This is a genomic window from Xanthomonas sp. CFBP 8152 (assembly GCF_014199025.1).
GTDB classification, from domain to species: Bacteria; Pseudomonadota; Gammaproteobacteria; order Xanthomonadales; family Xanthomonadaceae; genus Xanthomonas; species Xanthomonas arboricola_B.
On the sequence record NZ_JACHNO010000001.1, the window covers coordinates 795,366 to 811,133 of the forward strand.

General features: G+C 66.5%; 8 protein-coding genes and 2 pseudogenes. 4 read left to right on the top strand and 6 right to left on the bottom strand.

The genetic code is table 11. From position 1 onward, the window contains the following. Positions 1-147: 147 nt before the first annotated feature. The 3 genes and pseudogenes from FHT09_RS03275 to FHT09_RS03285 all read right to left on the bottom strand — a co-directional run bounded on the left by FHT09_RS03275 (position 148) and on the right by FHT09_RS03285 (position 5,859). Positions 148-2,535 (bottom strand): TonB-dependent receptor, encoded by a 2,388-nt coding sequence (locus FHT09_RS03275; RefSeq protein WP_104605742.1) that lies wholly within the window; start codon positions 2,533-2,535, stop codon positions 148-150. A gap of 278 nt (positions 2,536-2,813) precedes the next feature. Continuing rightward, positions 2,814-3,236: pseudogene (locus FHT09_RS03280) on the bottom strand (VOC family protein); the annotation flags it as partial. Between the two features lie 235 nt (positions 3,237-3,471). Then, positions 3,472-5,859: a TonB-dependent receptor gene (locus FHT09_RS03285; RefSeq protein ID WP_184416847.1), complete on the bottom strand. Its 2,388-nt coding sequence runs from the start codon at positions 5,857-5,859 to the stop codon at positions 3,472-3,474. Between the two features lie 177 nt (positions 5,860-6,036). On the opposite strand from FHT09_RS03285, the gene FHT09_RS03290 reads away from it, so the two are divergent. Both FHT09_RS03290 and FHT09_RS03295 read left to right on the top strand, forming a co-directional pair. Next, positions 6,037-7,953 carry an ABC-F family ATP-binding cassette domain-containing protein gene (locus tag FHT09_RS03290; RefSeq protein ID WP_104605740.1) on the top strand — a complete coding sequence of 639 codons (1,917 nt, stop codon included), beginning with the start codon at positions 6,037-6,039 and terminating at the stop codon, positions 7,951-7,953. Between the two features lie 50 nt (positions 7,954-8,003). Beyond that, positions 8,004-8,504 carry a YcxB family protein gene (locus tag FHT09_RS03295; RefSeq protein WP_046343867.1) on the top strand — a complete coding sequence of 167 codons (501 nt, stop codon included), beginning with the start codon at positions 8,004-8,006 and terminating at the stop codon, positions 8,502-8,504. Positions 8,505-8,522: 18 nt separating this feature from the next. Here the strand turns inward: FHT09_RS03295 and ampR are convergent, their stop codons facing one another. Beyond that, a complete protein-coding gene (ampR, locus tag FHT09_RS03300; RefSeq protein ID WP_104605738.1) occupies positions 8,523-9,398 on the bottom strand; it encodes a LysR family transcriptional regulator AmpR in 876 nt (291 codons plus the stop codon). 100 nt (positions 9,399-9,498) lie between these two features. On the opposite strand from ampR, the gene bla reads away from it, so the two are divergent. Next, entirely contained in the window at positions 9,499-10,392 is an 894-nt protein-coding gene (gene bla / locus FHT09_RS03305) for a class A beta-lactamase (RefSeq protein WP_104605736.1), read from the top strand. Positions 10,393-10,506: 114 nt separating this feature from the next. Next, a pseudogene (locus tag FHT09_RS03310) lies at positions 10,507-10,880 on the top strand (hypothetical protein). A 69-nt stretch (positions 10,881-10,949) separates the two neighbouring features. On the opposite strand, the gene FHT09_RS03315 reads toward FHT09_RS03310, so the two are convergent. After that, entirely contained in the window at positions 10,950-13,100 is a 2,151-nt protein-coding gene (locus FHT09_RS03315; protein ID WP_104605734.1) for a phospholipase C, phosphocholine-specific, read from the bottom strand. A gap of 227 nt (positions 13,101-13,327) precedes the next feature. Then, a complete protein-coding gene (locus FHT09_RS03320; RefSeq protein ID WP_104605732.1) occupies positions 13,328-15,739 on the bottom strand; it encodes a TonB-dependent receptor in 2,412 nt (803 codons plus the stop codon). Positions 15,740-15,768: the final 29 nt, after the last annotated feature.

Consider the following 15,768-nt stretch of genomic DNA (forward strand, 5'->3'; position numbering starts at 1 on the left):
GCGTGGCGCATCCTTGCGAAAGAGGGGGGAACTCGCCCTTTGGCCACAATCGGAAAGGGCGAGCGATGCTGCGGGGTGTTGCCTGGTCTCAGCGACGTGGGACGAGACGATCGACGTGCCGGCCGCTGCCGACCGGCACGCGGCGATTTACCACTTGTAGCTCACGTTGGCATACACCAGCGCGCCGTTGAAACCGAACGGCGAGGCGCTGCTGTAGGGCAGGTAGGTGCGCGTGCCCAGGCCGGCTTCCTGGCGGTCGGGATATTCGTTGAGCACGTTGTCGCCGCCGATGGTGAAGTTCCAGTCGTTCAACTTGTAGGACGCGGCCAGATCCAGTGTCCACTTCGCCGCATAGGTCTGGTCGCTGCCGGCGTTGGTGCCGAAGGTGCTGAACTCGCCCCAGCGCGTGGCGGTGCCGGTGAACGACCAGTTGCCCGGCGACCAGGTGCCGCCCAGGAAGAACTTGTCGCGCGGCGTGCCTTCGGTGATGCGACCGAGTTCGGCGCGGCCGATGCGCACCGCACCCGGATCGATCGCTTCCAGCGCTGCCGGGTTGTCGGCGATTCGTTCCACTTCGGTCTTGTTGTAGTTGTAGCCGGAGGTCAGCTCTGCGCTGCCGCCGTCCAGGTTCCAGCGATAGGTGCCGACCGCATCCACGCCCTGGGTCTTGGTGTCCACCGCGTTGGTGAAGTAGCGCCCGCCACCGATACCCGGGAAGCCATTGGCCTGCAGATAATTGCGCGCCGCGATGGACGTGAGGTTTTCCGACAGCACGATGCGGTCGTCGATCTCGATGCGATACGCATCGACGGTGATGTACAGGTTCTCGACCGGTTGCAGCACCATGCCCAGACCATAGTTCTTGGACTCCTCGGCCTTCAACGGTTCGGCGCCGAGTGCGATGGCGGCCGGATTGTCGGTGCGGAAGGTGCCGATCTCGAACGGGATCGCGGTGACCGTGCCGTTGGGCTGCGCCACGTTGAGGAACTGCGTGGCGATCGACTGGAAGTTCTGCTGCTGCAACGACGGCGCACGGAAACCGGTCGAGGCGGTGGCACGCAGCGCGATCTTGTCGGTGAACGCATAGCGCAGCGACAGCTTGCCGGTGGCGGTATCGCCGAAGTCGCTGTACTTCTCGTAGCGTCCGGCCAGCCCGGCGGAGAACTTGTCGGTCAGATCGGCTTCCAGATCCACATAGGCCGAGTGGCTATTGCGGTTGTAGTAACCGGCGTCGGAGAGCTTGAAGCCCGGAAACACCTGCGCGCCGGGGATCAACGCGCCGTTGGCCGACGGAATACCGCCATTGGCCGAGGACGCCGCATCGCCGGGCGACTGGTTGAACTTCTCGCCGCGCCATTCCGCACCGAAGGCCAGCGTGACCGGATACGCCAGGCCCCAGTCGAGCGTTTTGGTGAAGTCGGCATTGAGCACATTCTGGGTCACTTCCAGCGTGCCGGCATGGAAGTCGGTGGGGCTGGTCAGGCCCAGGCTGTTGTTCAAGCTGTTGCGTACATCGAAGGTGAGGTTGTTCTGGCCGTAGTTGTAGCTCAGATCGATGTTCAAGCCGCCTTCGGTGGAGGTCTTCAAGCCGCCCACCCACGACACGTCCTTGCTGACGTTGTAGATCTGCGGCAGGAAGCCGTCCGGATAGATTTCCGGGCGGTTGCGGTTGTCGCCGGCAAAGCGGAAGTAGCCGTTGGAGAGCACTTCGCGGCGGCTAACCATGCCGAACGAGTAGAAGGTCAGGTAATCGGTGGGGCTGTATTCGCCGTTGAACGAGATCGCGCCCTGGTCGATGTCCGGATCGCCGTAGCGCTGCTCCACGCGGCCGCCGAACGGCAATGCGCGGTTGGTCTGGTCCGAGTGACCGGCCTGCGCGGCCAGATGCACCTTGCCGGTGCCGGCAAAGCTGAAACCGGCATCGCCGGACAGCTGATACTGCTCGCCGTCGCCGGCGCTGTACTTGCCGTAGCGGCCATTGACGCTACCGCCTTCGCCGCTGCCCTTGAGCACGATGTTGATCACGCCGGCAATCGCATCCGAGCCGTACTGCGCCGATGCACCGTCGCGCAGCACTTCGATGCGCTCCACTGCGGCGATCGGAATGGTGTTGAGATCGGCCGGCGACGAACCACGCCCCTGGGTGTCGTTGAGATTGATCAACGCGGTGGTGTGATAGCGCTTGCCGTTGACCAGCACCAGTACCTGGTCGGGCGACAGGCCGCGCAGCTGCGCCGGGCGCACCGCGTCCGAGCCGTCGGAGATGGCCGGGCGGGGGAAATTCAACGAGGGGATCGCGCGTGACAGCGCGGTAGCCAGCTCGGTGGTGCCGGTCGATTCCAGTGCCTGCGGCGAGATGATGTCGATCGGCGATGCCGATTCGGCCACGGTGCGATCGGCCACGCGCGTGCCGGTCACGATCAAGGTGTCGAGGGTTTTCTGGGTGGGAGCCTGTGACTGCGCGGATGCGTCTGACGCGGAAAACGACAGTGCAAGAACGACGGCAACTGCGAGTGGACTGGTCTTGCAATTCATGCGGTGACAACTCCGAGTGGGGAACGGATGCATCGCAGGGGGGCCCCCTCCCGGGCCGCGTCCGTTGCGGCAGCTGCGGTGCGTTCGGAACCATTAACCACGTCTAACCACATGTCAAATTTTGGTTACGTTGTGCAAGTAACTGTCATGCATGACGTGTTACTGCCATCGTTGTCATCGTGCACCAAAGTGATGCGTCGTTTGCACCAGACCTGCGGGATCAGTCGCTTGCCTGCACCATCATGGACATCGCTGCCAGATATGAAACTTCTGCATCGGAACGTGATCTGCACCGCATCGGCACTGCGTTGCGCAGGACCATGGAACACCGCCTCGATGTTGTTGCCATCGGGGTCGAGCACAAACGCAGCGTAATAGCTCGGGTGATACGGGCGCACGCCCGGCGCGCCGTTGTCGCGGCCGCCATGGGCGAGGGCGGCCTGATGGAACGCATGCACCATGGCCACGTCATGCGCCTGGAAGGCCAGATGGTGGCGGCCGGTGAGTTCGCCTTGCGCCATCGTGTCGCGATCGGACACGAACAGCTCGTCGGCCCAGAAGAATCCCTGACCTTCGCCACCGATGGGAACGCCCAGGGCATCGAGCACCGCCTGGTAGAAACGTCGGCTCGCCGCCAGGTCGCGGACGACCAGATGCAGGTGATCGATCAGGCGGCCGCGTGAGAGCTGCGCTGCGTCCATGGTGGGTGCTCCGGCAGGGTGGAAGCGGTGTTGATACCACCGCGGCTGCCGGCAGCTCTTCACGGCGCGCCGATGCCTGCGGTTAGATGGCTGCATCAAGACGCTGCACGTACAACGGGCAAAAACGCACACGCCCCGGGCAGGCCGGGGCGTGTGGTCAAGCGTCAGGATGCGATGGTGCCGCGTGCGTCAGCAACAAGCGCCGAGCAACACCGCAGCAAGATGGATTGCCGTGTTACCAGCGATAGTTGATGCGGCCGTACACGTAGGCACCGTTGAAGCCGAACGGCGACAGATTGCTGTACGGGAACTGCCCGCTGGTAGAGTTGGCGAAGTTGTTCTCGTCCGGGTACTCGTCCAGCAGGTTGTCCGCACCCAGGGTCAGCGTCCAGCGATCGATCTTGTAGCTGGCCGAGGCATCCACCACCCACTTGGCGCCGAAGGTCTGGTCGTTGATCGCCGCAGCCGGACGCGTGCTGTACTTGCCATAGCGCGTGGCACCCAATGCCAGCGTCCAGTGCTCCAGGTTCCAGCTGCCGTTGACCAGGAACTTGTCGCGCGGGAAACCTTCTTCGATGCGGCCGCGTTCGGTGCGATCGATGCGCTCCAGGCTCAGCCCGTTGGCCGACAACGCGGCCGGGTTGGCGGCGACGCTGCGCACCTCGGTTTCCGAGTAGTTGTACCCGGCGGTCAGGTCCACGCTGCTGGCGGCGAGCTGCCAGCGGTAGCTGCCGACCACGTCCACGCCGCGCGTGCGCGTGTCCACCGCATTGGTGAAGTAGCGCCCACCGTTGATGCCGAAGATGCCCTGTGCTTCGAGCAGGTTACGCACGCCGGTGCCGGTGAGGTTGGACGACAGCACGATGCGGTCGTCCACATCGATCTGGTACGCATCCACGGTGAGGTAGAGCGCATCGGTCGGCTGCAGCACCAGGCCCAGGCTGGACGACAGCGAAGTCTCGGCATCAAGCGGCTCTGCACCCAGCGCGCGCGCCACGTTGCTGTCGGCCGGGAAGGTGCGGATCTCGAACGGGTTCGGATTGCCGGCCAGGAAGGTGGTGCTGGTGGACTGGAAATACTGCTGCGCCAGCGACGGCGCGCGGAAGCCCGACGCCACCGTGCCGCGCAGCGCGACCTTGTCGGTGAACGCATAGCGCCCGGACAACTTGCCCGATGCCTGGCTGCCGAAGTCGTTGAAGTCTTCGTAGCGCCCGGCCAGACCGGCGGAGAACTTGTCGGTGAAATCGGCTTCCAGGTCGGCATACAACGCGTAGCTGTCACGCGAGTACCGCCCCGAGACGCTGGGCGCGAATCCGCCAAAGCCCTGCGCGCCACCGGCCAGCGTGCCGGCCTGGAAATACGAGCCCACTTCGCCCGGCGACTGGTTCCACTTCTCGTTGCGGTACTCGGCACCGAAGGCCACCGTCACCGGATACGCCAGGCCCCAGTCGAAGCCGCGCTTGACGTCCAGGTTGACGATGTTCTGCGTGGTCTCCAGCGCGCCATCGTAGAAGGAGGTCGGCGAGCTCGGCCCCAGGCTGACGTTGAGCGTGTTGCGGGTGTGGAAATCGATCCGGTTGTAGCCGTAGTTGTAGCTGGCATCCCAGTCCCAGCCACTGGCCGTGGACCCGCGCACGCCGGCCACCAGCGAGCGGTCCTTGGCGTAGGTCTGGATTTCCGGCAGGAAGCCCTGCGGATAGACCGACAGGATGTTCTGGGTGGTGCTGCCCGGTGCGCGGAAGAACGCGAACGAGGTGATGTCGCGGTTGCTGGCGGTGGCGAAGGCGTAGCCGGTGATGCTGTCGCTGAAGGCGAACTCGGTATTGGCCGACACCGCCTGCGCGTTGACGTCCGGGTCGCCGATCTTGAACGCCTTCTGGCCGACGGCCGGCTGCGAGGCGCTGGGTGCGCCGGCATAGCCGCGCGCGCGGTCGGTCGGGTCCTGCTGATTGAGCTGGGCGGCCACGTGCAGCCAGCCGCGCTCGTTGCCGTACGCCACGCCGGTGTCGCCGGACAACTCGTAGTTGCTGCCGTCGCCGGCCGAGTACTGGCCGAAGCCGGCCTGCAGGCTGCCGCCCTTCTCCGCACCCTTGAGCACGATGTTGACCACACCGGCGATGGCATCGGAGCCGTACTGCGCCGAGGCGCCGTCGCGCAGCACTTCCACGCGCGCGATCGCCGCCACCGGAATGGTGTTCAGGTCCACCGCTGCGGCGCCACGGCCGATGGTGCCGTTGAGGTTGAGCAGCGAGGAGGTGTGGCGGCGCTTGCCGTTGACCAGCACCAGCACCTGGTCCGGCGACAAGCCGCGCAGCTGCGCAGGGCGGATCGCGCTGGTGCCGTCGCTCAGGGCCGGGCGCGGGAAGTTCAGCGACGGCAGCGCGCGGGCCAGCGCGGTGGCCAGCTCCGAGGTGCCGGTGGCCTGCAGCGACTCGGCGCTGATGATGTCGATCGGCGACTGCGACTCGGCCACGGTACGGTCGGAGACCCGGGTGCCGGTGACGATGACGGTATCGAGCGTATTGGCGGGCGCGCTGGCCGGGGTGGCGGTCTGGGCGAAGGCAGGGGAGGCGAGCAGCGCCGCAACGACGGCGGCTGCGAGCGTGGACAGCGGGTAATTCATGACAACTCCGAACGGGGGTCCAGGCAGGACCAGCAAGGCTGGGCGGGGTCTGGTCGCGGTAACGCGAAGGGAACGACGGCCAGCCCGAAGGCGCTAATTATTCGTTAACGCTAGAATGGCGTCGCAGGAGTGCTGCTCATCTGCTCATTCCTTTTCGTTCTATCGGACTGTCCATCAATGATTTCCCTGCGCAACTTCTCCATGCGACGCGGCGAGCGTCTGCTGTTGTCCAACGTCGACCTGACCATGCATGCCGGCTACCGCGTCGGTGTTGTAGGCCGCAATGGCACCGGCAAGTCGAGCCTGTTCGCCGCGGTCAAGGGCGAACTGGAAGCGGACAAGGGCGATGTCGACCTGCCCGGCAAGGTGCGCACCGCCAGCGTCTCGCAGGAAACCCCGTCGCTGCCCGATCCGGCGCTGTCGTTCGTGCTCGGCGGCGACATCGAGGTCTCCGCGATCCTGCAGGAAGAGGCCGCGGCCACCGCGCGCGAGGACTGGGAAGCGGTCGCCAACGCGCACCAGAAGATGGCCGAGCTCGGCGCCTACGACGCCGAGGCGCGTGCCGGCAAGTTGCTGCACGGCCTGGGCTTCCCGGCCGACACCCATCACCGCGCGGTGTCCTCGTTCTCCGGCGGCTGGCGCGTGCGCCTGAATCTGGCGCGCGCGCTGATGATGCCCAGCGACCTGCTGCTGCTGGACGAACCGACCAACCACCTGGACATGGACGCGGTGCTGTGGCTGGAGCAATGGCTGCTCAAGTACCCGGGCACCTTGCTGCTGATTTCGCATGACCGCGAGTTCCTCGACAACGTGGCCACGCATACGCTGCATCTGCACGGCGGCACCGCCAAGCTGTACGTCGGCGGCTATACCGATTTCGAGCGCCAGCGCATCGAGCACCTGCGTCAGCAGCAGATCGCCCACGACAAGGAACAGGCCGAGCGCGCACACCTGCAGAGCTTCATCGACCGCTTCAAGGCGCAGGCCAGCAAGGCCACCCAGGCGCAGAGCCGCATGAAGCGCCTGGCCAAGATGGCCGGCACCGAAGCGGTACGCGCCGAGCGCGAGTTCCGCATCCAGTTCGCCCAGCCCAATCGGTTGCCGTTTTCGTTGATCCGGCTGAATCACGCCGCTTGCGGGTATGCGGCTGCGCCGCGGGATTCGGGAATCGGGAATGGGGAATCGCAAAAGCGTGGGGCCAGCGATGCGATCACCGTGTTGCACGATGTCGGGTTTGGGTTGGAGGCGGGCGACCGGATCGGATTGCTGGGGCCCAATGGTGCGGGTAAGTCCACGTTGGTCAAGACCCTGGTCGGTGAGTTGGCGCCGCTGTCGGGCGAGCGCAGTGCGCATCCGGATCTGCGGATCGGCTACTTCGCCCAGCACACGGTGGAGTCGCTGCACGAGGGCCAGTCGCCGATGGATCACTTTCGCGACCTGTCGCCGGATGGCGCCAACCAGGCGTTCCGCGATTTCCTGGGTAAATGGAATTTTGCCGGCGACCGCGCATTCGAAGTGGTGGATGGGTTCTCCGGCGGCGAGCGCGCCCGCCTGGCGCTGGCGCTGATCGCCTGGCAGCAGCCGAACGTGCTGCTGCTCGACGAACCGACCAACCATCTGGACCTGGAGATGCGCGAGGCCCTGGCCGAAGCGCTGAGCGACTTCGAAGGGGCGATCGTGATGGTCTCGCATGACCGCCATCTGATCGGCCTGGTCTGCGACAGTTTCTGGCGCGTGGCCGATGGCGTGGTCGAGCCGTTCGACGGCGATCTGGACGAATACGCCGCGTGGCTGCGCAGTCGCCCGGCCGCGCAAGGCACCAAGCAGAAAATGGCCGAAGTGGCGCCGACGCCGCCACCGCCGACCAAGCCGCTGCCGCCGAAGAAGGCCGTCAACCCGCACAAGCTGGCCAGCGCGGAAAAGCGCGTCGGCGAACTGGAAGCGGCGCTGGCGGCGCTGGACCGCGAACTGGCCAACCCCGGCAACTATGCCGACAGCGACAGGATGGCGGTGCTGGGCCGCGACCGCGAGGCCACGGCGCAGCAGCTGGCCGCCGCCGAGGCAGCGTGGATGGAGTTGATCGAAGGCGCGTAACGCGCAGGCGTTAAGATGCGCGTGGGGCCGGGCACAGGGAGGTAGGCAACATGATCAGCGCCACCATCAGTCTGGAAGATCATCTGGCTGCGCAGCGCCTGCATGCCAGACAGACGGCCAAGCTGTTGATCGTGATCCTGGTGGTCCTGCTGTTGATCGGGGCGGGGTTGCTGCAACTGATCGGGGCCGGCGAAATCATCGGCCCGATGCTGATCGGTGCCGGAGGCGGCGGCTTGATCGGCCTGGTGGTGTTGCACGTCTGGGGCTTGCCGCGGAAGATCAAACGCCTGCACGCGCAGCAGGCCGCGCTGCGGCATACCTACACCTTTGCGTGGGACGAGACCGGGCTGGAGATCACCTGGGCAGACGGGCGACTGCGCCGGCCCTGGTCCGATTACATCCGCTACCGCGAGAACGAGCGGGTGCTGCTGCTGTATCACAACGACCGCTTGTTCGAGCTGTTCGCCCCGCACTGGTTCGCCGACAGGGCGCACTATGAGGCGTTTCGCCGCGTGGCAGTGCAGGGGATCGCGGCATCCGCGCGCCGCTGAGCGCAGCGTCGGGCTCGCTCAACCGGAGCGCTGTTGCTCCGTTGTCAGCCAGTCGCGCAATCGCGCATCGGCATCGCCTTCCGGGCGCGAGCGCAGCCGGGTGAGCCAATAGCGTCCGGCGTCGATCTGGATCGGGAACGGGCAGACCAGGCGCCCGGCATCCAGATCCTGGCGAAACATCGGCAACGGCAACAACGCCACGCCGGCACCGGCGGCCGCCGCGCTGGCCAGCGTCAACGACGAATCGAACATCGCCCCGCGTGCGGCGACTTCGGCCACGCCCGCCGCGCGAAACCACTGCGGCCATTCGTCCAGACGGTACGAGCGCAATAACGGCAGCTGGGCCAGATCGGCCGGTGTGCGCAGGCCCCGCGCCATGCTGGGCGCGCACACCGGCGCAAACGGCGCCTCCATCAGCGCATGGGCGATCTGGCCCTGCCAGTCGCCGTCGCCGAAACGGATCGCCAGATCCAGCCCTTCGCCAGCCAGATCGACCCGGTTGTTGTGGGTGGAAAGGCGCAATTCGATATCCGGATGCGCGGCATGAAACGCTGGCAATCGCGGCAGCAGCCAGCCGGTGGCGAAGGTGCCGACCACGCCGACGCTGAGCACCTCGCGATAACGCCCATCGGCAAAGCGCTCCAGGGTCGCCGCGATGCGGTCGAAGGCCTCGCCCAGCACCGGCGCCAGTGCCGCGCCTTCGTCGGTGAGCGCCACGCCGCGCGGCAGGCGGTGGAACAGGCTGGTTTTCAGTTGCTGCTCCAGCGCCTTGATCTGGTGGCTGAGCGCGGCCTGGCTGACACACAGCTCGCTGGCCGCGCGGGTCAGGTTCTGGTGGCGCGCGGCGGCCTCGAAGGCGCGCAAGGCGTTGAGCGGGAGGCGGGGGCGGGGCATGCGCAGAGATTAGTTCAATTCATGCCAGGGATCGAAACATCGCAATAGTCCGGTGGCCAGCAGGCGCCGATACTGCGGGCTCTCCCCGGGAAGCTGCTCCATGTTGAACCGTCGACAATTCTTGTACGCAACCGGCGCGGGCGTGCTGCTTGCGGCCTCCAGACCTGCATGGGCACTCACGCCGGCGATGACGGTGGACGATGTGCTGCGAGCACAGTGGGCGGAGATCGAACGCCGCACTGGCGGCCGCCTGGGCATCAGCCTGCTCGACAGCGCCACCGGCAAGCGCCTCGGCCAGCGCGAAGACGAGCGCTTTCCGATGTGCAGCACCTTCAAATTTGTATTGGCTGCGGCAGTATTGCAGCGGGTAGACCAGGGCGAGCTGACGCTGGCGCAACGGGTCAAGATCCGCGCCTCCGACATGGTCGAGCATGCCCCGGTCACCGAGCGCCATGTCGGCGGGTCGCTGAGCGTGGCCGAGCTCTGCCGGGCCACGATGATCTACAGCGACAATCCGGCCGCCAACCTGCTGTTTCCGCTGGTCGGCGAGCCGGCCGGCCTGACCGCGTTCCTGCGCGGCATCGGCGATGCGCACACGCGCAGCGACCGCCACGAGCCGGAGATGAACCGGTTCGCCCCGGACGACCCGCGCGACACCACCACGCCGGCGGCGATGGCCGCCACATTGCGCACCTTGCTGCTCGGCAACACCTTGCAGCCGGCCTCGCGCAAGCAGCTGACCGACTGGATGATCGACAACCGCACCGGCGATAGCTGCCTGCGCGCCGGCCTGTCGCGCGGCTGGAAGATCGGCGACAAGACCGGCAACAACGGCACCGACACCCGCAACGACATCGCCATCGTGTGGCCGCCGGCAGGCAAGGCGCCGTTGCTGCTCACCGCGTACTTGAATGGCGCCAGCGTCGACAGCGACGCGCGCGACGCGGCATTGAAGGCAGTGGCGGCCGCGGTGCGCGACAGCATCGTGGGTTGAGTGCAACGACCCGCTGCCTCCCGCGTTATGTCGCGTGCGAGTCCACAAGGTGCTTGCTATTTTCCTTCAGCTTTTCGAGGTCCGACAGTGCGAATCAGGATAGGTCATTGGTCTGTGGCCGTTGCGCTGCTGCTGGTTCATGGGCTCGCAACGGCTGCTGCCTGGCAACCAGCGCCTGGCCAGGTAGAGATACCGCTCTGGCCGCGCGCGGTGCGGATGCGTGCGGCGGTGCTGGTGCTCCCCGGCGGGGGCTATCAAGTCCTGGCCATGGATCTGGAAGGGACGGAAATCTGCGACTGGCTGACCGCGCGCGGCATCACCTGGTAGCACTCAAACAAGCCGGCGGACCCATAGAAATGCATCTCTATGCCGAAGGCGGGCATGCGTTCGGTCTGCGCGCGGACGCATTGCCGATCGCGCAATGGCCGCATCTGGTGGAAACCTGGTTGGGGACCATCGGCATGCTGGAAGCGGCCGACGCGCACTGAGCGCGACCGTGCGCAAGCATGCTGATCCCGCAGCCGCCTGCGTTCTCACCGCATGCCTGGCTGCAAGGCTCAGCCGGGTGCGCCGATCGGCAAAGGCAGGTCTTGCTGCAGCCGCGCCGGCCCACCCATAGCCGGATCGCTGACGCTGTCTGTGCCGGTTTCGATGCGTCCGGCCAGGCGCTGGGCTGCGCCGTCGTGGTGCACCCACAGGTCGTACCAGCCGCCAGTTGCCGCCGCTTTCCAGCCACGCCGCTCGGTGGTGCCGGGTGCAACGCGCAGGCGTTCGTGCGGCTGCGCGGCTGAATATGCGGCCGGTTGCAGCTCCACCCGCACGGCAGTGCTGCCGGCATTGCGCAGCGATAACGACACGGCCGCAGGATCGTTTGCATCCTGGGTGATCTCGGTCACCAGCACCGGTGCGCTCAGGTCGCCACGGTAGTGGCGATGGAATCCGTTGGGGCCGAGCAACCACAGATCGTAACGGCCATCGTCGGTGGTCCATGTGGCGTCCACTGCCGCGCCGTTCCCTACGGTGTAACGGCGCGGAACCGCCGCAAGATCGAAGCGGTCGTAGATATGCAGCACCACCGCAGCGCCCGCGTTGGACATGCGCAGCTTCACCTCTCCACACTCTGGCAGATGGGCCGGCTCCACCCTTGGGCGATACGGCAGCGCCCGCGAACGGCGTGCACCGAACGGCTGCTGCGGCGGCTGCAACGCGGCAGGTAAGGGCGGCAGTGCGTGTTCGCGCAGGGCTGCCGCGCGCGCTGCGGTTGCGCTGACATCGGGTAGCGCCGCGACGAACGGGCGCGCATCGGCATGAAGGAAGTCGAATGCGCTGGTGAGGTCGCCACAGACCGCACGCCGCCACGACGTGATCTCCGGTGCGGGCACGCCGAAGCGGCGTTCCAGCAGCCGCAATACCGATGTGTGGTCGTACACCTGCGAATCCACCCAGCCGCCGCGGCTCCACGGCGAGATCACGTACAGCGGCACGCGCGGACCCAGGCCGTAGGGGCGGCCACGCAGCTCGGGCAGATCCACCTTCTGTTCGCCCGGTGCCGGGTGGCGATGGTAGTCGTCGTCGGTGGCGATGCTGGATGCGCCCGCAAAGCCGCCGGCCACGCGTGGGTCCGGCGACGGCGGCGCCGGTGGCGGCATGTGATCGAAAAAGCCGTCGTTCTCGTCGAACATCAACAGTAGTGCGGTGCGGCTCCACACCTGCGGATCGGCGGTCAGCGCATCCAGCACGCCCGCTGTGTAGGCCGCGCCCTGTGCAGGGCTGGACGGGTCCGGATGCTCGCTGCCGGCCGCATCGGCGATGATGAAACTCACCGATGGCAGGCGTCCGCCCAACACATCGGCGCGCAGCTGCTCGACACCGCGCGTGCTGACACCACGCGCGCGCAGTTGCGCATCGTGTCCGGGCGCAGCAGTGAAGGCCTGCCGGAACGGCGCAAATCCTGCCAGCGGGTTGTCGGTGAAGTTGTCGGCCATGTCCTGATAGATCTGCCAGGACACGCCGGCGTTCTGTAGCTGCTCGACGTAGGTCGCCCAGCGGTAGGGTTCAGCAAAACCGCCCAGCTCCGCAAAGTTGTCGTGCGAGTTGCCGATCACCGGGCCACCGGCACGCGCCTGCGGGTCGTTGCCGCCGCTCCACAGGAACACGCGATTGGAATTGGTGCCGGTCTGGATCGAGGCGTGGTACGCATCGCAGATGGTGAAGGCGTCGGCGAGCGCGTACTGGAACGGAATATCCGCGCGCCGGTAATAGCCCAGCGCATGGTTGTGCTTGGCGGCGGCCCAATGCCCGAGCCGGCCGTGATCCCAGGCGCGTTGCGCATCCACCCAACTATGCGGCGTGCCTTGCACGCGCATGAAGCCGAATTGCGCTGCCGTATCCAGCGCAAACGGCGTCAGCCATTGGCGGCCGTCTTCGCTGGGCTGCAGCCACACCGTGCGCGCGGGCGCGCCCGGTAGCGGCGGTGCGGGAATCGGGAAGCGATCGCCGAACCCGCGCACGCCGGGCAGGCTGCCGAAGTAATGATCGAAGGCGCGGTTTTCCTGCATCAGGATCACCACATGCTGCAGATCCTCCAGCGTGCCGGTGCGGCGGTCGGGCGCGATGGCGGCGGCCCGCGCGATGCTGGGGGGCAGCAGCGCGGCGGCGGCACCGGCAAGCCCGGTCTGCAGGACGCGGCGGCGGGGAAGGTCGATCATCGTGTCACCTGGTTGGCGCTCCCATCCTGTCTGCGCTGGAGCGGGTCGAGCGTACCCGACGCGTCAGCGCGTGTGTTCTCTTGCGTGCTTGCAACACCGCCGACCCTTTCCGTTTGCACCTGCGGGCAGCCGATGCAGGGAGCGGATCGGGTGGCGTGTCTTCCGCCCGATCCGCTCGCGCACGTCGCAATGGCCATCTAATGCAGCTCGGCAACGCGCCGCCGACGCTAGAGATCCAGCGTCAACGTCAGCCCGACCGTGCGCGGCGCGGCGATAAAGGCGCTGTCGCTGCCGTCCACGCCTTCCAGATAGCGTTTGTCGGTGAGGTTGCTGACGTTGAGCGCCAGCTGCAGGCCCTTGAGCTGCGACGACAGCTGCGACAGCTCCACCCCCAGGTTGGCATCGAAGGTGGTCACGCCATCGAGTGCGGCGCGGTTGGAGGCATCCAGGTAGCGCTTGCCCAGATAGCGCCCGGACACACCGAAGCGCCACGCCTGGCCGCGCCAGTCCGCAGACATCACCAAGGTGTTGCGCGGTTGGCCGATCACCTGCGCGCCGGGGGTAATCTCCAGCGCGGTGTCGCGTGCGGCATCGCCGCTGCCCAGGTAATCGGCCTTGTTGTAGGTATAGGCGCCGTTGATGCGCCAGCCGTTGTCCCAGCCATAGCCCAGTGCCGCTTCCACGCCGCGCGCATGCACGCCGCCGAAGTTCTCGTACACACCGTCGGTTTCGCCCAGGTAGTCGATGCCGGTGACGAAGTTGGCCGGCACATAGACGATGCGGTTGTCGAAGCGGATGTCGTACAGGGTCACGCTGCCGGTCAGCGGCCAGCGGCTGAGGCGCAGGCCGAGTTCGACGTTGTCGGCGGTTTCCGGTTGCACGCGGCTCAGTGCGACCGGATCGGTTTCGCCGAGCACGCCGGATGGAATCGCGGCGAAGTTCTGCGAGTAACCGGCAAAGGCTTCCAGACCCTGCACCGGGGTAGTCCAGGTCAGGCCGGCCGACAGCAGCGGGTCCGAATGCGCATCCGATTCCACATGCTGCGCATCGCCGATGCGGCGGTCGCGGGTCTGGTCGACGAAGAACTGCTTGACGCCCACGCGCCAGGCGAAGGCGCCGTAGCGCATCACGTCCTCGACGTAATACATCTGCTCGTCGGTCTGGTAGTCGTCCTTGAACTGCACCCAGTACGGCTGGTGATCGAAGCTGATGTTGGTGCCGACGTTGAGCAGGCGATGCCAGTCGCGGGTGACACTGCGGTCGTAGCGCTCCAGCCAGGCGCCGGCGCGCACGGTGTTGTCGATGGCGCCGAGATCGGCGCGCCATTCCACATCGGCCATCGCGCCGGCGCGGTGGTTGTCGTAGTGGCTGTGCCGATACGACTGCACCGGCACCGAACCGGCCGGATAGCAGGCCGGGTTGGATTCGGCCGGCACCGCATCGCTGCCGGCGCAACCGGCCAGCAGGGTCGCGGCCGCGCCGCCGGGCGTGAGGTAATACAGCTTGCCCAGGTCGCTGCCGGCGTACACGGTGTTGCCGCCACGCGCTTCGGATTCCGGTGCGCCGGCGCCATCGTTGATGACATCCACCAGATACGGCGGAATCCAGTCGCCGCGGCCCTGCATACGATGCGCATAGCCGGTCAGCGTGGTCTTGAAACCGTTGCCGCCATCGAAGGCGCCGCGCAGATAGCCGAAGGTATTCTCGCGCAACGCGCGCGAGCCGGAGCGGTAGTTCTGGTCCAGGTAAGGAATGCCTGTGAGCGTGCCGGTCAACAGATCGTGCTCGGGGTCGCGCGCGAACTGCTCGGGCGTCACGCTGGTGTATTCGGATTCGTCGGCATCGTCGTAGGACACATAGCCGCTGAGTGTCCATTTGTCCAACACGCTGACGAACTTGCCGGCCAGATGATCGCGGCTGGTATGGCCGCTGCCGTCGATCCAGTCGTCGTTGCGCGCCGACGAGCCGCTGACCCAGGCGCGCGTGTTGCCGCCGAGCAGGCCGGTGTCGTAGCGCGCGTAATACTTGCGCGCCTGGTTGTCGCCGATGCCGCCGATCACGCGCACGCGCTGCTCTTCCAGCGGCTCGCCGGTGAGATAGTTCAAGGTGCCGCCCAGCGCTTCGTTGGAGCGCGAGGCGATGTCGGCGGTGCCCTGGCTGACCTCCACCGTTTCCAGATCCGGCATGTCGATGAAGCGATTGGCCTTGGAACCGCCGCCATACGCCGAGCCGCCGTTGGGCACGCCATCGATGGTGGTGCCGATCTGCTGGGTATCGCGGTTGCTGACGAAGCCGCGCATGCTGATCTGGGTGCCCCAATCCGACGAACCGAAGGCGTCGGCCTCGGTGACCACCACGCCTGGCAGTTCATTGAGCGCATCGTTGACGCTGCCGAGCACGAACTGGCGGTCCAGCATTTCCTTGCTGACATTGGTCTTGGAGTACGTCATTGCCTGGCCAACCACCTGGACCTGATCCAGCGTGGACACCTGCTCGCCAGCGGCACTCGCTTCGGCCGCAGCCGCGCCAGACGCCGCACCATCCGGGACGTCTCGTGCGTAAGCGGGCAAAGTGAGCGGGACCAGCAACAACACGAGCGTGGCAGGACGGCGCACGCGCGAGGAAGACGTCGAATCCATTGCAATCCAACAAGCGGGGAGGGTCTGCA